This is a genomic window from Gilliamella sp. G0441, from assembly GCF_050589305.1.
GTDB lineage: Bacteria > Pseudomonadota > Gammaproteobacteria > Enterobacterales > Orbaceae > Gilliamella.
Genome location: NZ_JBNRJF010000002.1, coordinates 113,966 through 136,221 on the forward strand (window position 1 = coordinate 113,966; position 22,256 = coordinate 136,221).

The 22,256-nt window shown below is 33.3% G+C and carries 13 protein-coding genes and 1 other RNA gene; 4 read left to right on the forward strand and 10 right to left on the reverse strand.

The window, feature by feature from the left end; all coding sequences use genetic code 11:
- The first annotated feature begins 6 nt into the window (after positions 1-6).
- The 3 genes from ACKJXD_RS02755 to ACKJXD_RS02765 all read left to right on the forward strand — a co-directional run bounded on the left by ACKJXD_RS02755 (position 7) and on the right by ACKJXD_RS02765 (position 5,307).
- Complete coding sequence (locus ACKJXD_RS02755; RefSeq protein ID WP_430875545.1) at positions 7-2,781, forward strand: flavocytochrome c; 2,775 nt, start codon at positions 7-9, stop codon at positions 2,779-2,781.
- Positions 2,782-2,798: 17 nt separating this feature from the next.
- A complete protein-coding gene (locus tag ACKJXD_RS02760) occupies positions 2,799-3,767 on the forward strand; it encodes an FAD:protein FMN transferase (protein WP_430875460.1) in 969 nt (322 codons plus the stop codon).
- Positions 3,768-3,843: 76 nt separating this feature from the next.
- Complete coding sequence (locus ACKJXD_RS02765; protein ID WP_430875461.1) at positions 3,844-5,307, forward strand: DASS family sodium-coupled anion symporter; 1,464 nt, start codon at positions 3,844-3,846, stop codon at positions 5,305-5,307.
- Between the two features lie 75 nt (positions 5,308-5,382).
- Here the strand turns inward: ACKJXD_RS02765 and ACKJXD_RS02770 are convergent, their stop codons facing one another.
- The 4 genes from ACKJXD_RS02770 to ACKJXD_RS02785 form a co-directional block, all read right to left on the reverse strand.
- The gene (locus tag ACKJXD_RS02770; RefSeq protein ID WP_220217191.1) at positions 5,383-6,906 is read right to left on the reverse strand and encodes an exopolyphosphatase; all 1,524 of its coding nucleotides are present in this window, start codon (positions 6,904-6,906) and stop codon (positions 5,383-5,385) included.
- Positions 6,907-6,918: 12 nt separating this feature from the next.
- Positions 6,919-8,979 (reverse strand): polyphosphate kinase 1, encoded by a 2,061-nt coding sequence (gene ppk1 / locus ACKJXD_RS02775; RefSeq protein ID WP_294827735.1) that lies wholly within the window; start codon positions 8,977-8,979, stop codon positions 6,919-6,921.
- Positions 8,980-9,104: 125 nt separating this feature from the next.
- Positions 9,105-10,517, reverse strand: coding sequence for a pyruvate kinase PykF (gene pykF, locus ACKJXD_RS02780; protein ID WP_220217189.1), 1,413 nt, complete (start codon positions 10,515-10,517; stop codon positions 9,105-9,107).
- 291 nt (positions 10,518-10,808) lie between these two features.
- On the reverse strand, positions 10,809-11,228 hold the full coding sequence (locus ACKJXD_RS02785; RefSeq protein ID WP_220217188.1) for an META domain-containing protein: 420 nt from the start codon (positions 11,226-11,228) through the stop codon (positions 10,809-10,811).
- A 73-nt stretch (positions 11,229-11,301) separates the two neighbouring features.
- Here ACKJXD_RS02785 and hrpA point away from each other — a divergent pair, with 73 nt between their 5' ends.
- Entirely contained in the window at positions 11,302-15,183 is a 3,882-nt protein-coding gene (gene hrpA / locus ACKJXD_RS02790) for an ATP-dependent RNA helicase HrpA (protein WP_430875462.1), read from the forward strand.
- 64 nt (positions 15,184-15,247) lie between these two features.
- Here hrpA and ACKJXD_RS02795 read toward each other — a convergent pair whose 3' ends face one another.
- The 6 genes from ACKJXD_RS02795 to ACKJXD_RS02820 all read right to left on the reverse strand — a co-directional run bounded on the left by ACKJXD_RS02795 (position 15,248) and on the right by ACKJXD_RS02820 (position 22,253).
- A complete protein-coding gene (locus tag ACKJXD_RS02795) occupies positions 15,248-16,270 on the reverse strand; it encodes a YdgH/BhsA/McbA-like domain containing protein (protein ID WP_430875463.1) in 1,023 nt (340 codons plus the stop codon).
- 65 nt (positions 16,271-16,335) lie between these two features.
- A complete protein-coding gene (locus ACKJXD_RS02800) occupies positions 16,336-17,049 on the reverse strand; it encodes a helix-turn-helix domain-containing protein (protein WP_220217185.1) in 714 nt (237 codons plus the stop codon).
- Positions 17,050-18,528: 1,479 nt separating this feature from the next.
- Positions 18,529-20,466 carry a peptidase U32 family protein gene (locus ACKJXD_RS02805; RefSeq protein WP_430875546.1) on the reverse strand — a complete coding sequence of 646 codons (1,938 nt, stop codon included), beginning with the start codon at positions 20,464-20,466 and terminating at the stop codon, positions 18,529-18,531.
- Positions 20,467-20,605: 139 nt separating this feature from the next.
- Entirely contained in the window at positions 20,606-21,475 is an 870-nt protein-coding gene (gene htpX, locus ACKJXD_RS02810) for a protease HtpX (protein ID WP_220217184.1), read from the reverse strand.
- 244 nt (positions 21,476-21,719) lie between these two features.
- An RNA gene (gene ffs, locus ACKJXD_RS02815) (signal recognition particle sRNA small type) lies at positions 21,720-21,815 on the reverse strand.
- 144 nt (positions 21,816-21,959) lie between these two features.
- A complete protein-coding gene (locus ACKJXD_RS02820; protein ID WP_220217183.1) occupies positions 21,960-22,253 on the reverse strand; it encodes an integration host factor subunit alpha in 294 nt (97 codons plus the stop codon).
- Positions 22,254-22,256: the final 3 nt, after the last annotated feature.

Genomic DNA, 22,256 nt, shown 5'->3' on the forward strand with positions numbered 1-22,256 from the left:
TATATAATAATGAAAAAAGAAAATATTTTTAAACCCTTCACTTTACCCAATGGCGTTGAGCTTAAAAATAGAATCATGATGGCGCCAATGACGACATGCTCCGGATTTTATGATGGTTCTGTCACACATGATTTGATCGAGTATTATCGAGATCGATCTGGTGAAATAGGAACAATCATCGTTGAGTGTGGATTTGTCGATAATAAAGGATTAGCGTTTCCTGGTGCGATAGGTTTAGATAACGATGATAAAATTGAAGGATTAGCAAAAATTGCCAAAGCGATCAAAGAAAAGGGATCGAAAGCGGTTATTCAAGTTTATCACGGTGGACGAATGGTTGAACCTAAGCTCATCGGCGGACAGTCTCCTGTTGGACCAAGTGCTATCGCAGCACCAAGGGCAGGAGCTGCAACACCAATCGAATTAACGGCTGACGAAGTCGACGACATGATCGAAAAATTTGGTCAAGCAGTGCGTCGTGCTATTGAAGCCGGTTTTGATGGTGTTGAAATCCACGGTGCTAACACTTATTTAATCCAACAATTTTATTCTCCAAATTCAAATCAACGAACTGATAAATGGGGTGGAAGCCGTGATAATCGCTTGCAATTCCCTTTAGCAATCTTAGATATCACCCATAAAATGGTTAAACAGTTTGCAACGCCAGAATTTATTGTTGGTTATCGTTTTTCTCCGGAAGAACTAGAAGTACCGGGCATTCGTTTTGATGACTCGATGTATCTACTTGAAAAGTTAGCTGACAAAGGGCTTGATTATATCCATTTTTCAATGGGCGCGATTTTAAGACCTTCAATTGTTGATACCCAAGATCCAACCCCGTTAATCAATAAATATGTGGCAATGCGATCTGCGACATTAGCTAAAATTCCGGTAGTAGGTGTAGGTAATGTGGTTAATCAAATTGATGTAGAAACGGCGATTGATAATGGTTACGATTTGGTCGCCGTTGGTCGCGCATGCATCGCTTATCCAGACTGGATTAGTCGTATTGAAAAAGGTGAACAACTGGAGCTAACCATCAGTAGTGACAAACGTGAAGAATTAAATATTCCTGAGCCTTTATGGCGTTTTTCATTAGTTGAAGCATTAATTCGTGATGCGAGTTTAAATAATAAGAAGTTCAAACCAGGTCAATATCAAGAAAAAGTTAATGATGAATCTTATGAATTTCTTATCAATGTCGAATTAGGCAAAGATTTTATTAAAGATATGCAACTTGTGAATGCTAATGAATTTGATCATCAAATTTTAGATAATTTTGCAGAAATTAAACAAAGAATCATTAATTCAAATAGTCCACATGTGGATGCTATTTCAGGGGCTACTTCTCAATGTGAAGCGTTCAAAAAAGCCGTTACTAAGGCTATGACACAGTCGAATAAAGAAGCCATTATTGCTGAAGGTGGTGATCCAAATGATAAATCTTACGATATTGTTGTTGTGGGAAGCGGGGGAGCAGGGCTGGCTTCTGCAATACGAGCTCATGATTTAGGTGCTAGCGTTGTTGTCGTTGAAAAAATGCCTGTTATTGGCGGAAATACCAATAAAGCGTCTGCTGGTATGAATGCAGCTGAAACTAAATTCCAAAAACTTAAAGGCATTGTTGACAGTAAGGATCTATTCTATAAAGAAACTTTGGCTGGTGGTAAAAATAAAAATAATCCGGAATTACTTCGTTACTTTGTTGAAAATGCCCCCGATGCGATTGATTGGTTAGATGAAAACGGTATTGAACTAAGTGGTATTACGACAACAGGTGGAATGAGTATTGACCGTACACATCGACCAGCAAGTGGTGCAGCTGTTGGCGGATTTTTGATTAGTGGATTGGTAAAAAATCTTAATAAACGTGGTATTGAAGTCATGTTAGATACCAATGTGACTGAAATCGTTACCGAAAATCATAAAGTTGTTGGCGTTAAAGTCGTTGAAGAAGACGGCACAAATTATATCATTAAAGCGAAAGCGGTTGTGATTGCAACGGGCGGATTTAGTGCTAACCGTGAAATGGTTGAAAAATATCGTCCTGACTTAAAAGGTTTTGTGACAACCAACCATAAAGGGGCAACAGGTTCTGGTATCATGATCTTAGAAAAACTTGGGGCTGGCACTGTTGATATGGGCGAAATTCAAATCCATCCAACTGTTGAACAAACTACCTCATATTTGATCTCAGAATCTATACGTGGCGGTGGCGCAATTCTTGTTTCTCAAGAAGGTAAACGTTTTGTTAATGAATTAGATACCCGAGATAAAGTTTCAGCGGATATTATCAAATTACCTGAACACTATTCCTATATTTTATTCGATCAACAAGTTCGTGACGAAAACAAAGCCGTTGAAGAGTATGTTTCTAATGATCTGGTTGTTCAAGCCGATTCAATTACTGAATTAGCTAACAAACTTTCTATTGATGCTAATAATCTGTCAAAAACGATTGAACGTTATAATCAGTTTGTAATGAACAAACAAGATGAAGATTTTGGTCGAACGACGGGAATGCGTCATCCAATTAATACTGCCCCGTTTTATGCAATTAAAATTGCACCGGGTGTTCACCATACAATGGGAGGTGTAACGATTAACACTGAGACACAAGTACTTGACAATGATAAACATGTGATTAAAGGTGTTTTTGCTGCGGGTGAAGTTGTTGGTGGTGTACATGGAGCAAATCGTATTGGTGGTAATGCTGTTGCAGATATCATTATTTTTGGTATGCAAGCAGGTAAAAAAGCCACTGATTACATTAACAGTTAATTGAAATTGGCTTCAAAATGGTAAGTTCTACTACCTTCGAGTATACTCAAACATTGATGGGTATGACGGTGACATTGACGCTACTTGAGCAGAATGAAACCGTCGCAAAACTTGTTTTTGCTACCATTAAATTGCTTGAAAATAAATTGACTGTCAACCGCCCTGTATCTGAGGTTATGTCAATCAATCTTGCAGCAGGAAAACATCCGGTAGTAGTAAGCTTACCAGTATTTTCACTTATTAAACAGGCTTGGCAACTAAGCCTGAATCCCAATAGTTGTTTTAACTTGGCTATCGGTCCTGTGGTCAAACTTTGGAAAATAGGGTTTAAAGGGGATAGCATTCCTGCCGATGATTATATCAAGCAACAACTATTATTAACCGATCCACTAGATATAGAACTAAATGATAAAACCCATTCTGTTTTTTTAAAAAAGGCAGGAATGGAGATAGATCTTGGTGCTATCGCAAAAGGTTATATCGCTGATGTTATTAAAAGTCTGTTACTTGAACATAACATTCACTATGGCATCATAAATTTAGGCGGAAATGTACTAACGTTAGGATCTTCCCCAATAGAAAAGTCAGGTTATTGGTGTATAGGGTTAAGAAAACCCTTTTCTTTATCTGACGAGTTAGCAGGTATAATAAAAGTCAAAAATAAATCAGTCGTCACATCTGGTATTTATGAACGCTATTTTGTTCAAAATAATCGCCTTTATCATCATATTTTTAACCCGTTAACTGGTTATCCTCTTGATAATGAAGTTGAGAGTGTTACCGTTATTTCAGATACTTCTCTTGAAGGCGATATTTACTCAACAATTCTGTATGGATTAGGGGTGAATAACAGTTGTGAATATTTAAAGAAGCATCAGGATATTTCAGCTATTTTTTTATTGAAAGATAAAACGATGACCCTGATCAATCCAAATAATTTTAAATTTGATCTGATTGATAAACACTATGAAACGAATCTGAATTAAGAATCAATGAAATTGCTAAACTTTTATTGTTCTAAATGAATTAATTACGTTTTTTAAATTTAAGAAGGAAATTATTATGAACGCAGTGAAAAAACCGCCAGTAAAATGGGTACCGCTCATAATTATTGCAGCTATTTCAGCAATATTATGGCTATTTGTTTCGCCTCCACAAGGAATAAGTACAGAAGGTTGGCGAACAAGCATTATTTTTGTGGCAACTATTGCCTGTATTGTTGCAGAAATTATGCCAATTGGCGCAATTGGATTATTAGCCATTACGGTTTTTGCTATTTTAAGACCATCTGGTGCAGCTAATGCAACTGAGTCTATCAAGATATCATTAAGTGAATTAAATAGTAGCTTAATTTGGTTGATCGTTGTTGCTTTTATGATTGCGCGAGGATTTATTAAAACTGGTTTAAGCAAACGTATTGCTTATTATTTAGTAAAAATTTTAGGTAAAAACACTTTAGGCTTAGCTTATGGTTTATCTGTAACCGATGTGGCATTGGCGCCTGCCATTCCAAGTACGACAGCTCGTGCTGGTGGTGTGATTTATCCAATCGCTGAAGCGTTATCGATTAACTTTAATTCTAATCCGAAGGATGAATCAAGAAATCGAATTGGCACTTTTTTAATGTTAACCATTAGTCATATCAATGATATTACCTCAGCAATGTTTTTGACTGCATTTACCGGTAATTTATTAGCCGCTAAATTAGTCACAGAAACATTAGGCGTGACATTGGGATGGGGACAGTGGTTTATTGCAGCTATCGTACCTTGTTTAGTTTCTTTTATTGTGATTCCATTAGTCATTTATTTCTTAACCAATCCAGAGCTTAAAAAGACACCTGATGCGCCAAGATTAGCCGTTGAAGAATTGAAAAAAATGGGACCAATTACCGCTAAAGAAATTATTATGGGTGGTACGGTAATTTTATTATTAGGTCTTTGGATTTTCGGTAAAGACTATTTAGGTATTGATGCAACAACGACTGCTTTTATTGGTTTAACGATTTTAATCTTAAGTGGTGTGCTAAGTTGGGAGGATGTGAAAGGTGAAAAAGCTGCTTGGGATACCTTAATTTGGTTTGCGGCATTATTAATGATAGCAGGACAAGTTAATAAGCTAGGTGTTACAAAATGGTTAGGTGATACTATCGGTAGTGCAGTAGAGGGGCATTTAGGTGATAGTAGCTGGGTATTTGTTATCATTATTTTGTGTGTTGCCTATGTTTATTTACACTATTTCTTTGCTAGTGGCAATGCGCATATTGCGGCGCTATTTCCAGTATTCTTATCTGTAGCAGTGGCACTTCATGTTCCACCAATGATTGCGATATTTGCATTAGTTATTTGTACCAACTATTTTGGTTCCATTACCCAATTTGCCAATGCTCGAAATCCGTTGTTATTTGCTGAAGGTTTTGTTCCAGTCAAAACATGGTGGAAAGTAGGATTTATCTGTAGCGTTGTTAACTTAACCATTGTGTTTACCGTTGGTCTTTTGTGGTGGAAAATGTTGGATTTAGGTTAAAAATAACGTATCTTCAACATTAAACAAAAAAACCGCCGATTTTTTGGCGGTTTTTAATTCTCAAAATACAAAAATCTAAGACAAAATAATCGTTAAACTCCAATCATTAATTGCCTGCCAATATTTTTGTTCCTGCTCTAGATCCAATAAAATCAATTTATTAGCTTCAACAAAACTGGTATCAATCTCGAATGTAACTTTAGTTAATTTATCTTTAACCAATTTTAATCTAAATGCATTCAAATTAATGTGTGTGGAGCGTTGGTTATTAATCAAAATGGAAAGTCTGAGAATTTGTAATAATGAAATAATGTGTTTAAATTCAAAAAGGCTGAAATAAGGAAATGCTTCAATATTAATCGATTTTCGATGATAACGAACAAGTGTCGATAATAATAGTTGTTGTTCCTCGTTAAATCCTGGCAAATTGCTGTTTTGCAAAATGTAACTTGAATGCTTATGTACAGACGTAAAATTAATTTTTAATCCCACTTCATGTAAAAGTGCCGCCCAATATAAAATGGATTCAACACAGATTGGAATATCGATTTGAGCTTGTTCTTTCCATTGCAAAAAGAAGTATTTTGCTGTTTTGACAACTTGCATAGCATGACGTTGATCAATATTGTAGTGTTTAGATAAAGATTCGGCAGTGGTTTGACGTATGTCTCGATAATTAGGACCTCCGATTAATTCATACAAAACCCCTTCACGTAAAGCATTAGAACTATACTGTAGGGCATTTAATCCCAATGCGTTAAAGACCCCACAAAATATTGCCAATCCGCTAACAAAAACCTGTTTACGTTCATTAGATAGAGAAGGGTAGTTAATGTCGTTAAATGTATCAAAATCTAAAACATAACTAACTAAATCATCTAATCTTTTGGGGGTGATAATACCGTCACTCACCCCAAGATCTAATAAAATATGGTGAATAGATTTGATGGTTCCTGACGTACCAAAAGCAACCGTGATATTCTGTTTTTTTATGGTGCTAATCATGGTTTCAATTTGTTGTTCGGCCGCAAGTTTTGCTCGTTGAAATGAATCTACATCAATCTTCTGTTGTGGAAAAAAACGTTTATTAAAGGTTACGCAGCCCATTGGACGGCTAGCCACGAGTATGGGTTTTAGATCATTGCCTTTGCCAATCGCAATTTCCGTTGATCCTCCGCCAATATCAATAACAAATTTAGTATCGATTGCAGAAGTGGGTTCAGCTGTCATGGTACCTAAATAGACTAAACGCGCTTCTTCTTGTCCCGATATAATTTCTATAGGATAAGGTAAAATTTTAGCTGCTGCCTTTAAAAACTTATTTCTATTGGCGGCAACACGTAGAGTGTAAGTTGCAACAATTCTCACATTTTCTGGAGGAAATCCATTTAAACGCTCAGCAAATAGTTCCAGACACTCAATGCCTCGTTTAATACTCGATTCACTTAATTGATATTTTTCATCTAATCCTGTCGCTAAATGAATATTCTTCTTATTTTTATAAATTATTTGTGTTGCGCCATTAATAATTCGGGCGATGATCATATGAAAACTATTTGAACCTAAATCGATAACCGCATATTCATTAGATTTCTTCACTGTTAGATATCCTTATTGTTTAGCTTCTAATTGTTTTAAATAATCATAAATAGCGTGCTGTGCTCGAATTTTTTTCTTATTACCTCGTTGAACATAGTTATTCATGTTTTCTTTATCAATAATTCGTGCTTTGACATTATCATTACATTGGATATTAAAAATATCATGAATAGTTGATTTTAAAATAGGGTCAAATATCTTCACACCAACTTCTATGCGGTTATCTAAATTACGTGGCATCCAATCAGCAGATGAGATGAAAGTATCCTTTTTTCCGTCATTTTCAAAAATATACACCCGTGCGTGTTCTAGGTATTGATCGACGATACTGGTCACATAAATATTTTCACTTAAATTTGGAATTTGTGGCTCTAATACGCAGGTTCCACGAACAATCATTCTAATTTTTACACCTTCACATGAGGCTCGGTATAACTGGTCTATCATCTCTTTATCAGTGATCGCATTAAGCTTTAAATAGATGCCAGAAGGTTTTCCTGCTTTTGCATTTTGAATTTCTCTTTCAATAAATTCATGAAAACGCAAACGCGTATTTTGAGGAGAAACAAGCAAATGATTAAACGAAACCGGCTTGAATGGATTTTCAATAAAATTAAATACCTTGATGACTTCATCGGTAATGGCCGGATCGGCAGTTAATAGTGAAAAGTCTGTATACACACGGGCAGTTTTTTCATTGAAATTACCCGATCCAATATGTGCATATCGGACAATTTTATTTTCTTCTCGACGATCGATTAAAAATAGTTTGGCATGAATTTTGAGTTTGGGTTGTGAATAGATAACTTTAATTCCACTACTTATTAGTCTTTTTGCCCATTTGATATTTGCTTCTTCATCAAATCGAGCCTGAAGTTCCACAACCACGGTGACTTTTTTACCGTTATTCGCTGCATTAATTGCAGCATGGATAAATCGAGAATCTTTTGCTACCCGATAAATATTCATGCGGATATGGGTTACAGCAGGATCAAATGAAGCTTGTCGCATAATTTCTAATACATGCCCAAATGAATAGTAAGGGTAGTAAAGAAGTACATCACGATCTTTGATCGTTGCAAACGCATTTCTAAACTTCTTAAAACGATTATAAGCCAAACTCGGTAATCGTTTATTCAAAAGATTTTTTCCACCAAGATCAGGAAAGTTAGCCAGATCTTTAAAATTAGGGTAACGTCCACCAGGCATGGCATCTTGTTCAGTTAATCGTAATTTGTTAATTAACAGTTCAAATAATGCTTTTGGCATATCTTTCTGATAAGTAAAGCGAACGGGTTGAGCAGTTAATCGCTGCTTTAATCCTTGTGACATTAATTCTAATAAACTGTCTAACTCGGTATTTAATTCATATTCTGCATCTCGGTTAATGTTGATTGAATAGGCATTTAATTCAGTAGCATCAAAAAAGACTTTAAAGATATCAGATAAACAATAGCGTAAAATGTTATCCAAAAAGATAATGGATTTATTTTTAGTTGATACTTCTGAAGGTAAAAGTACAAATCGAGGTGCATTATCTGTCGGTAATTCAAGCAGGGCATAACTTATCTTTTCTTCACAAATAATTTCGACAGCTAAATAGGCATGATCATCCTTCAAAAACTGGATAAGTTCTGTATGACTATCAAGTAATATCGGTGTAATGTACTGTCTTAAATTCTGTTTGTAATAATTTTTTATCCAATCTTCTTGATAAGATGAGAGTTGTCTTTCATTAATGAGAAAAATTTGATTTCTTGCCATTTCAAGAAGTAATTCGTTATAAAGCTGATCAAACTGTAGTTCAAGCTGTATCACTTTTTGATTAACTTGTCTTAATAATGACCTAGCATTAGAGGTAGCAGAATGCCCTTGTTCCTCTTCAATTAATACGTATTTTTTTAGATTGGCGTATTGTACTTTATAAAATTCATCGAGATTGCTGGAATAAATACCTAAAAATCGAACACGTTCAATAAGTGGATTAGTCTTGTCAGCGGCTTCTTGTAATACACGTTGATTAAAAGCAAGCCAACTAAGTTCTTTGGGAAAATACACTTTTTCTTGTAGCATTCTTTATCTCTTAAAATACAATAATGAAATTTAATACAGGATAACTTAACTTAAAAAAAAAGCTAGCATATAGCTAGCTTTTAATCTAAATATAATAAATAATTTTTGCTGGAAAGCAACTTTACTTAAATACGGTGAACTGAAGTGGTATTCGTTGTGCCACTTGGTACTAAAGCACCTGAAACCATGACAATAGTATCACCTTGTTGTAAACCACAAATTTTTACAGCTAACTCTTTACCTAAACGGTAGAAATCATCTGTTGAATTAATTGCATCGATTAAAATTGGCTCAACACCTTTTGTTAGGGCTAATTGATTAACCGTTTTTTGACTTGATGATAAGGCTAAAATACGCGCTTTAGGGAAATAATGACGGACTTCACGAGCAGATTTACCGCTACGAGTTGCAACAACAATTAAAGGTGCACTTAGACGTTCTGCAATTTCTACCGCACCACAACAAACAGCCGCAGTAATACGTAATTTTTCTTCTTTAGCGGTAAGCTCTAAAGAAGCAGGAATAGTAATGTCAGTACGTTTACAGATAGTCGCCATAACATTTACGGTTTCTAAAGGATATTTTCCTTTCGCACTTTCACCAGAAAGCATGACAGCATCAGTACCGTCGATGATTGCATTTGCCACGTCTCCCGCTTCTGCTCGAGTAGGGCGTGGATTTTTAATCATGGAATCAAGCATTTGAGTTGCAGTAATAACTGGTTTAGATGCTTTATTACATTTTTGAATCATCATTTTTTGAGCAAAAATAACTTCTTCAACCGCAATTTCAACACCCAAATCACCACGAGCAACCATGATACCGTCAGATGCTTCTAAGATTTCATCAAAATTATCTAACCCTTCTTGGTTTTCAATTTTAGAGATAATTTTAATTTCTTCTCCACCATGTGATTTTAAGTGTGCACGGATATCTTCAACATCAGAACGTTTACGAATAAAAGATGCAGCGATAAAATCTACACCTTGTTCACAACCAAAAATAAGGTCATTTTTATCTTTTTCTGCAAGTGCTGGTAATTTAATTGAAACACCGGGTAAATTGATACCTTTATTTTCACCCAAATCACCGTTATTTAAAACAGTACAAATAACTTCGTTTCCTTTAACTTCCTTCACGTCCATTGCAATCAAACCATCATCGACAAGAACACGATTACCCGGTTTAAGATCTTGAGCAAAACCTTTATAAGTTACAGCAACACGCTCAGAATTCCCAACGACAGTTTCGTCAGTTGTGAATGTGAATGTTTGACCTGCAACTAGTGAAACGTCATTCCCACCTTCCAATTTAATTGTACGAATTTCAGGACCTTTTGTATCAAGCATAATAGCCGCTTTTAAACCCGTTTCTTGCATGACTTCTCGGAGGTTTTTAATTCGATTTCCATGCTCCTCATAATCACCATGAGAAAAGTTTAAACGCATAACGTTCATGCCAGCATTTAATAATTTAGCTAGCATCTCTTTTGATTCTGATTTTGGTCCAATAGTACAAACGATTTTTGTCTTTTTCATAATATTATCTACTAGTTGTTAAGGTTAAAGTTCAAATTTTAAATAAACTATTTTCAATTCTGTTCACACAAAAAAAAACCAATGCCCATGCATTGGTATATAAAAAGGTAAAAGTAACCTGAAAAGTTACTTGTATTAACTGCAATATTTGAAAAATTAAATATTTTCATCAAAAAATATATATCCTTAAAAATCTGTGTTTATTATAGTCTTAACCACACTTTAAATAAAGTTTTTTATCAAAAAACTAGATTATATTTGACGAAAAAAGAAGAATCATATTAATGTATATTACATTAGATCTTTAAGTTGATAAATGAGTTCATTACTTTCATTTTTTAAGGTCAATTGATCTTTGTCTAAAGTTACTTTAGCACCTTCAGTAATCAGTTGGGAAATAATGCCATCTAACTTATCTAATTGTTCGTCATTACAAAGCATTCTTGTCATACCAACACCGGCACCTTTGATTGTTTCATTTTCTAAATTAACTTTAGCAACAAAACGATTACACATTTTACCCGTTACATTCATGTTTTCGCCAAATTCAAGTTCGGCTGCCTTATCTTCAGAAACATCTTGCCCATTTGCTTTTACCAATAAAAAACGATGATGCATTAAATCTTCAGCTTTAACTTTATTAGATTCTCCACATCCCGTCACAACTAATGCTCCTGCAAATAATGTTGTTAATAGTAATGTCTTTTTCATCTTAACTCCTAATGACAGTTTAAATTTGTTATAATAGATTTAATTAAAAATAATTACTTATATTTTACTATTTATGTTATCTCAACAGCAAATAAAATTTCTAAAATCAATGACTTTCTTAGATAAACACAAAATATTAAAACTGGCTAAGAATGATCAAGAGCCTGCAAAAATCGATTTAGCGATTACTCATGCTGTTTCTCATTATCAAGCAAGATTGGCTTCTTTACCAACGAAGATTGTGTTTCCTTCAAATTTGCCTGTAACTGAAAAAAAACAGGAAATTTATAATGCTATAGAAAAAAATCAAGTTGTCATTATTGCTGGTGAGACAGGTTCCGGTAAAACGACACAAATACCTAAGATTTGTTTAGAATTAGGTCTCGGTGTAAAAGGATATATTGGTCACACCCAACCAAGACGGCTTGCAGCCCGTTCTGTTGCCAATCGTATTGCTGAAGAGTTAAATACTGAAATAGGGCAGTTAGTTGGTTATAAAGTCAGATTTTCGGATCAGGTTAGTGATACTACATTAATCAAATTGATGACTGATGGTATTTTGTTAGCTGAAATTCAAAAAGACAAACTTTTATTGCAATACGATACTATCATTATTGATGAGGCTCATGAACGTAGTTTAAACATCGATTTTATTCTTGGTTATTTGAAACAATTATTACCTAAACGTCCTGATTTGAAAGTAATTATCACTTCTGCAACTATAGATGTTGAACGTTTTTCTGAACATTTTAATCAGGCTCCAATAATTGAAGTATCTGGAAGAACTTATCCTGTGGAAGTGAGATATCGTCCTCCAATTTATGATAATGAGGATGACAAAGAGGCCAATAAAAATAGTGATTTTCAACCTATTATTGATGCAATTGATGAATTATCAAAAGAGAGTGCAGGCGATATTTTAATATTTTTAACGGGTGAACGAGAAATTCGAGATTTAGCTGATACGCTCAATAAGCTTGAATTGCGCCATACAGATATTTTACCTTTATTCGCTAGGTTATCGGCTTCTGAGCAGAATCGTATATTTCAACCACACTCAAAAAGACGAATTGTTCTTGCTACCAATGTTGCGGAAACTTCTTTGACAGTTCCTGGTATTAAATATGTTATCGATTCTGGATTGGCCAGAATAAGTCGTTATAGCTATCGCACAAAAGTTCAACGTTTACCTATTGAACCTATATCTCAAGCATCAGCTAATCAACGAAAAGGACGATGTGGACGTACTTCAGATGGTATTTGTATACGCCTTTATGATGAACAAGATTTTCTATCCAGACCTGAGTTTACTGAACCCGAAATTTTGCGTACAAATCTTGCTTCAGTCATATTACAAATGACATTTTTAGGTTTGGGTGACATCGCTGCCTTTCCTTTTGTAGAAGCTCCAGATTCAAAATATATTCGTGATGGAATTCGTTTATTAGAAGAACTGGGTGCAATTTTTACCAAACATCACCATTATCATTTGACTGAAATAGGTAAAATACTAGCACAATTACCTATAGATCCTAGATTAGCCAGAATGCTTGTTGAAGCAAGGCGATTAGGGTGTACAAAAGAAGTCATGATAGTGACAGCTGCGCTATCAATTCAAGATCCAAGGGAACGACCTTTTGACAAACAACAAGCTTCTGATGAAAAACATAAGCGTTTTGCGGATAAGGAATCTGATTTTGTATCACTTATTAACTTATGGAATTATATTCAAGAACAACAAAATTTGTTATCGGGTAATCAGTTTAGAAAATTATGTCAGAAAGAATATTTGAATTATCTCCGTATTCGAGAATGGCAAGATGTTTATACGCAAATTCGTCAAACCATTAAACAGTTGTCTTTTCCAATCAATAGTCAACCCGCAGATTATCGGTCGTTGCATGTGTCTTTATTGAGTGGACTGCTTTCCCATATTGGTCAAAAAGAAATTGAAAAAAATGAGTATTTAGGTGCTCGTAATATCAAATTTGCAATTTTTCCTAATTCAGTATTATTCAAAACGCAACCTAAATGGTGTATTGCAAGTGAACTGGTTGAAACTACCCGATTATGGGGTAGAACAGTTGCTAAAATAGAAGTCGAATGGATTGAACCAATAGCGAAACATTTAGTTAAATATAGTTACAGTGAACCTAGATGGTCTAAAAAGCAAGGGACAACGATTGCTAATGAAAAAGTCACATTATTTGGATTACCTATTGTCCAAAATCGAATAGTCAATTATAGCCGGATTGATCCAACATTGTCGCGCTCCTTATTTATTAGACATGCTTTGGTTGAAGGTGATTGGATTACTAACCACAAATTCTATAAGCAAAACCAAAAATTGATTAATGAAGTGGAAGACCTTGAACACAAATCTCGTCGACAAGATATCTTAATTGATGATGATGAATTGTTTACTTTTTATGAGCAGCGTATTGATAAATCAGTTGTCTCAGCTAAGCATTTTGATAATTGGTGGAAACAAAAGCAAAAATCTTCACCTGATTTTCTTAATTTTGAAAAACAGATGTTAATCAACCAATCAGCACAATTGATTGATTTGAATCAGTTCCCTGATTTTTGGTCACAAAATCATTTAAAACTTCCATTAAATTATGAATTTAATATCGGCCATAAGCGTGACGGTGTCACCGTTACGCTTCCGATTGATTTATTAAATCAAATTAAAAATGAAGGGTTTGATTGGCAAGTGCCTGGGTTTAGAAAAGATTTGATAATATCATTAATTAAGTCATTACCTAAATCTTTAAGAAGAAGTTTAGTTCCGGCCCCAAATTATGCTGAAGCATTTTTAACTAGAGTTACATCTATGAAGTTCCCTTTACTTGAATCTATGCAAAATGAATTTCGAAAAATGACTGGCGTCCAAATTACTTCTGAAGATTGGCAATTAGATCAAGTTCCTGAACACCTGAAAATGACATTTAGTATTACAGACAATCAAGGTAAAGAAATTGCTTTTGGTAAAGATCTCGATCTTCTAAAAGAGCAATTAAAAGCAAAAATTCAATCAGCGTTATCCTCATTAACTGCTAAAAAATCAGCAAATCCAATTGAGATAAATAACCTAACCGATTGGACATTTGGTACGCTTCCAACTGTTTATGAAGAGAAACAAAAAAATTACACAGTTAAGGCTTACCCAGCTATTGTAGACGATCATAAATCAGTTAGTATTAAGTTAGTTGATAACCAAATCGAGCAACAGCGATTAACCAAGCTTGGTTTACGGCGTTTGCTCATTTTGAATATTCCTTCACCTATCAAATATTTACATGAAAAATTACCGAATAAATCTAAGTTAGGTCTTTACTTTAACTCATTTGGTACCGTACTGTCCCTTATTGATGATTGTATAGCCTGTGGAATTGATTATTTAATCGAAAAAAATGATAAATCTATTCAAACTGCTGAGCAGTATCAACAATTACTTGATTATACAAAAGCCCATATTAACCAAGTTGTTGTTGAGATAGCTAAACAAGTAGAATCTATACTTACGCTTCATTTTAATATTAATAAAAAGTTGAAAGGTCGAGTCGATTTATCGCTAGCTTTTGCCTTATCAGATATTAAAAATCAACTTAATCATCTCGTTTATAAGGGATTTGTTTCACAATCAGGTTATGACAAATTGAATGATATTTATCGATATTTATCCGCAATTGAAAAGCGAATTGAAAAATTAATGCTTAATACGGCAAAAGATAGACAATCAATGAATATTATCGAAGAAATTCAGAATTATTATCATCACTTTTTAAGTAGCCTTTCAAAAAATCAGCAATTAGAAAATCGTGTTGTTGAGATTCGTTGGATGATAGAGGAATTGAGAGTTAATTTATTCGCACAGCAAATTGGTACTCGTTATCCAATTTCAGCCAAACGAATTAAGCAACAGATAGAGTCAATAAAATCCGAATTATGAAAATAATTTTAGTGAAAGTAAATTAAGCGAAATAGAAGAGGGCGCTAGTGCGCCCTGTCAGACATTAACGATATAAATCAACAAAAACGGTGATGTTAGGACCGTTTGTATCTTGAGCTATTCTAGCAATATGATAATACTTAGCTCCTCCATCAAGAGCTCGTTTACCTGCTTGATATGAAATTTCTTGATCTGTAACGTAGTATCCTCGGAATTTAATTGTGTTGAATGGTACCATTTTTGCTGCGGTTGCATCATTTAATTCTTGAATTTTTCGACCATCAGATAACGTGACAGTGTAACGATTAACGCGCTGAGGTTCCGCTACCTTTTCAACAGATGTAGTTGTAGTATTTTTAGAAGAAACATTGTTGTCAACGACTTTGACTTTGTTATTAAACTTTTCTGCATAGAATTTTTCGTTAAATGCTGAGGGTGAATAATATCCTGGTTTTTCAACTTGCATTGCCGCTTCACCACCTTGAGCTAATGCTAATTGTCCTGCTTCAGAATCATAAGGAATCGCATTTTCGGGTTGTAGTTTACGCTCTGGAGCATCTTTTTTGAATAAATAGGCAACAACTTGTAAATTACTTCCTAATTCCGAACGATTATCAATAAAATAAGCATAAGCTCCTTTGTTTGAAGCTTCTTTGGCTATTGCTTGATTGATATCATGTTCACTAGGAAAATAACCTCTAATTCGAACTATGTCATAGGGCTCAAGTCGGATGGCTTTTGATTTAGGATATTCATAAATTCCTTCAAAGCGACGTAAACTTTCTGTTTTTTCTTGGGCTTTAGGCGCATTAGATTTATATAAATTAGCATAAACAATGCGCAGGGTATCATTGGAAGGACTTATGTTGGTCGTTGTAATATAGAAAGATGCAGCCCCTTCTTTGTCGGCGGCTTTAGACATAGCTGTCAAATAATCACTATCAGTATAAAAAGCACCACGGACGGAAATTTGTTTAAAAGATTGCAAACTATTAGCCTGATCTTCTGTTAACTGCTGAGCTGCAAAGGAATACACTGGAACCATTCCAATAATAGCAGCAATAAGTGTTTTCTTTAAAGTCATCATATTCTATAAACCTTACAATTTTTAAAACCGCATATTAAAATTTTTGCTATTCTAGCATGAAATAATCAGTTACCTAAACTAATTAACGCATTTAAATTTTTAATATGAATATATCTCCCTTTAACTTGTAAGATTTCTTGTTCTTGCAATTTAGATAATATTCGACTTACCGTTTCAATTGTTAAGCCTAAATAATTAGCAATATCACTTCTACTCATTGATAATTTTATATTTAATGAGGTGTGGCCGCGATTTTCATATCGTCGATAAAGAGAATAGATAAAGTAAGCCAATCGTTCATCCGCTTTTTTCTGTGAATAACATAAAATCAATTTTTGATAATTATAGATATCATTACTCAACAGCTTGAATACCATATTTCTTACACACGTATTGGTTTCAACTAAAGACATGAGTTCATCATAGTGTAATTCACAAACTAAAGTATTAGTCAGCGCTTTGATATTATTGTTATACATCTTAGTCGAAATAGAATCTAAACCAACAATATCACCGGGTAAGTAAAAACCATTTATCTGTTCTTTATTATCTGATGTTGTAACATATGTTTTTACGGCACCAGAATGGATAATATAAAATTTAGAAAAGTCAGTATTCTTGGATACGATAAGCTCATCTTTGGCATAAGTTTTTTTACGTTCTAAAACTGTATGAAGAGTATTATTCAACAACATCGGTAAACATAACGAACCAATACTGCATAATTCGCAAGGAACTGAATAACTTTTTGATCGTAAATTCTTATTGATAGTTTGCATAATAAATTAATCATTATTCCAAGTTCAGTTCTAGCCAAGAGTAACATAATTTTCTTAGAAAACAACAATTGGCCCATTCAGATTGTTTAAAATATTAATCAACAAAATGTCTATTTATTATAAATTTTAAAAAAGGTATGTATTGAAACTTTTAAAGCAAGCTTAACAAAGAAAAGCATTCATAGGCAAAACTAATTATATACTAAAGGTTATCAAGTTAATATCACTGAATCAGCTATCGCTCTAAGAGGTATAACCATTATTTGAAAAAGTTTTTATAAATTTATATGACAAGTTAATAGATCAAATCTATCAAGTTGTCTGCCAAATTTTTTAAAAGAGAAAGAAGATAAAAAAATTAAAATTTCAGTTCGTAATAATCAAGTCTATTTAACATAATATACATTATTCAAACTTTAACTATATGATTAATTATCTTATTTATTTTAGACAGAGAAGGGCAACCGTGAGCTTTTTATAAAAATGTTTTTTAAATTTTTTTATTTATTAGTCTAAATTGCCGATAACTTGTTGATAACTTACTGTATACCCATAAAAGAGTAGGTTTAAATATAATTAAATTATAAACATTAAACCTTATGTTTACCATCCCGATACAACTGTTAATGCTGTAAAAAATATTTTAAACACAGTGTTTTTGATCAGATTTTCCACAAATTTATTAAAAACTTTTACCCATACCCACATAGAACTAAAACGATTCCTAAATAACCCATAAAAATATTATTGGAATAACCTGAATCCTATTATTGATAGTATTTCTACGTAATTATTATCGTTCTTTATATAAAATAGTCAAATGAAGGAAGATGATTAGATACTTTATTTATTTTGATTTATAGGAAATAAAGGATATTTTTAGTAAAACTTTAAATTTAAAGCAATTCAATCAAGTAAGCATTTTAGTCATTGAGCATAGGAGGAATTTATCGAGATGTAAAAACTCTTTGATATTCTGATATTCATTTATTTCACATTTTATATTTTAACCTTAATTAAGGTTAATTAATTCATAAAAACATGATTGCATCATTTTAATTTTACCAATTATATTTTTAGTACCAATAACATTAGTGAATCTATTTATATTTTTGTCCTATGAAAGTTCGTGAATATTGTTCGAGCCTGGATTGGTTTAAAACGCCAGAAATTTTTAAATTAGTAGCATAATTCTATTGATTAACTACATAGAATCTTCATAAATCTATTTAAGTGCGCATAATGTATATTATGTTAAATAGAATTTATGGATATAGAATATTACAAATCTTATTATTTTATATGAGTTAACTGACCCATTGTTTTATAACCTATTCCACTGTTAATATGGCAGTTCTTCATTGGACATTAATATTTAATGTCAGAATCATCAAAATCATTCTTTTCTTTATTTTGTACGAAAAGCCATTTGAACATACAGTATTAGTATTGAAATATTATTACCGAATAATAATGTTATTATTCGGTAATAAAAATAATTTCACTACCTGACAATGGCATTTTCAAAACGTGATTTTTAATTTTTCCCCAAACTTGCATTTCACACGCTTTACAGTTAAATTTTAAAATGAGTTCTTCATTATTATTTTGTATTAACTTCATTGGCGTGACTTTGGTTTTGACTCCTTGAATACCTTTAGCTTGTTTTGGACATAAATTGAACGCAAATCGCAAACAGTGTTTAGTTATCATTAAAGGAACATCATCTTTGATTTCATGAGCTTCATATGCGCTTTCAATTAACTGAACACCATGTTGTTTATAAAACTCACGAGCTTGATGATTATAGACATTAGCCAAATAACTTAATTGGTTATCCGGATAAATTGGTTTTGGGTTTGTTTCTGGTTTGCGCTTATTGGTTTGATAATTTGCTAATCTTGCTATAGTTAATTTTTCAATAATATCTCGTCTCAGTTGATTAAGTTGACTGCTAGGAATAAAATAAATGATAGATAAATTTATCTTAAACTCAGATAAGTAATAAATGGTTTGCCCAAGTTTAGATAGATTATCTTGAATATTTTTTAATGCTTTATCAGTTTGATTCGCCAAATCAAATTGACCAATCAGATCTAATTCGACACAAACTCCCTCTTCGCTTTTTGCTTTCAACTGAATCCCATTATCGATATTGGATAATTCAAAAGATATTCCAATACGACGATCACTTGAATCTTTGAGTAAGTTTTGTTGCCATAAATGGTCTAAATTACGATTAACAATACAAGGTAATTTGATTGAATTAAGCAATTTAGGAATTTCATTTGGATAAACCCGATATTGATTAGCGGATAATTTTTCAACTTTGTCCGCTCTAAATCCAAAAACTTCTCGTTTAATAAGGACATTTAATCCATCGCCATTAGTTAACATTTTTTCGGATTTAATATCAATAAATTGGGTGGTTACTTTAGTTATTTCACCAACTTGTAATCCAATAAATTTAGGTGATTCAAATGCACCAATATCAGGTTTTCGACCTGTAACAAAATAATCAGTGCTACCACGATTAAATGTGCGTTTTGGATCAGGTGTAAAAAAATATTCTGTTTTCCCACTTGAAGCAGCCGTTAAATTTGATGAATTAGAAATAATGTCATCCAATTTTTGTCGATAATATGCAGTAATATTTTTTACATAAGTTAAATCTTTATAACGCCCTTCTATCTTAAACGACCTTACTCCTGCTTGAATTAGCGACGTTAAATTATCGGATTGATAATTGTCTTTCATCGATAACAAATGCTTTTCATAAGCTACTACACGACCTTGATCATCTTTTAAAGTAAAAGGTAGACGACAAGCCTGCGAGCAATCTCCACGATTAGCACTACGACCTGTTTGAGCATGTGAAATATAACATTGACCAGAAAATGCGACACAGAGGGCACCATGAATAAAAAACTCTATATTGGCATCTATTTGTTTAAAAATAGTTGAGATTTCATTTAAGGTTAACTCCCTTGCTAAGACAATTTGTGAAAAACCGACATCGGATAAAAACTTAGCTTTTTCTGGCGTTCGAATATCCATTTGCGTACTGGCATGTAAATCTATAGGCGGAATATCTAAATTTAAAATACCCATATCTTGAACAATTAAAGCATCAACCCCGGCATGATAGAATTGCCAAATTAATTGTCTTGCTGATTCCAATTCATTATCATGAAGAATCGTATTTAATGTCACAAAAACTTTAGCATAATAGCGATGAGCAAATTCAACTAATTTTGCAATATCACTTACCGAATTTCCTGCATTATGACGAGCGCCAAAACTTGGTCCGCCTATATATACCGCATCTGCGCCATGTAAAATTGCCTGCATTGCAATTTCAATATTTTTTGCAGGGCTAAGTAATTCTAATCGGTTTTTATGATGATATTGATCCATTTGTGACATCGTTTTATTCTCAAAAATACTTATAATTTTGGTGTTCTAATTTATTGACAAGCGTTATAGTGAATTCATTAAAGCTTGTCAATAACATCAAAGAAATACTTTTATTGAATGAAATATTAATTGCTGATTTCTAATTAAGATAAGTTTGTGCTTTCAAAGCAGAAATACGTTTATCTAATGGCGGATGAGACATAAACAGTTCTGAAATTTTAATTTTTTTCGCCCCATTTATACAAAATGCCATTATCGATGAATCTTCTTCAGGTTCATAACTTGTTTTTAACTTTTCTAACGCTGCAATCATTTTATTTGCACCTACCAATTTTGCTGAACCAGCATCTGCATGGAATTCACGGTGACGGGAAAACCACATTATTATAATACTCGCTAAAATACCAAAAACCGTTTCAAATACCATAACAATTAGATAATAAAACATTTGAGATGAACCACGATTACGATCATCCGTTGCTTGAGTAGCAAATGATGCTAATAGCCTAGCAATAAAAATAACAAAAGTGTTAAGTACACCCTGTAATAAAGTCATTGTGACCATATCCCCATTAGCAATATGACTCATTTCGTGAGCAATGACAGCTTCTGCTTCATCTTGTGACATTGTATTTAATAAACCTGAACTCACTGCGACTAATGAATTATTTTTACTTGCGCCTGTTGCAAAAGCATTCATATCATTAGCCTGGTAAATAGCCACATCAGGCATTTTTAGATCCAGTTGCGATGCTTGACGGTGAACAATATCCAACAACCATTGTTCTTGGGTATTTGCTGGATGATTAATCAGTTTTCCATTAACCGATTTTAATGCCATTGTTTTGGAAAGTAATAGTGATATCAATGAACCGCCAAAGCCAAATATACCGGCAAATATTAAAAGACCTAAAGTGCTATGAGCATCAACACCCAATATACTAAGAATAATTCCAAATACAAACATTACCGCTAAGTTAGTTAAAATAAATAATCCAACTCGCAACATATATTTTCTCCTTAAAATTTAACTAAATTAATTTTTGATAGAATGGCTATTTTTAATTTTGATATCTTGCTGAAAATAGGTATACCTGAAATAAAGGCGATTATATTGTTCAGATTGACTAAAAGATTTGTTAGAGACATTCAGGAAAAGTTATTAAGCATTGTAACTAAAGATGATTGATATGAAATATTATTAATTTCTTTTGATAAGATTAATGATATTGTCAGAGCTAGTTTGGAGGAGACTCTATCAGCCACATCCCACACACATATTATTTACTTTGGCTGCTTCCTTCCGGACCTGACCTGCTGAGTAAAGAAATGTTGCAAGAGGACCCATAGAGCCTCCATTGAAGTGGTTGTATTATGCTTGATTAAGTTAAATAATACAATTAGTTTTTATGATAATGAATCTAATCGACCTTTCTTTAGCCAACGGCAAAAGAAAGGTCGTTAAAGTTGATGATAGAATAGTCACCTAGCAATTAGATTGTTAGATTTTTTTCTACACGAGCTCTAAATTTAATACCCGGTCTAAAAGTAACAACCCTGCGAGCAGAAATATCCACACTCTCACCTGTTTTTGGGTTTCTCCCTGGACGTGAATTTTTATCACGAATAGTGAAATTACCAAATCCAGATAGTTTTACAGGCTCCCCTTTTTCTAAAGCCACTCGAATCTCTTCAAAAAAAAGTTCAACAAGGACTTTAGCTTCTTGACGATCAATATCAAATTTATCGGCAAGACGATCTGCAATATCAGCTTTAGTTAATGTCATATT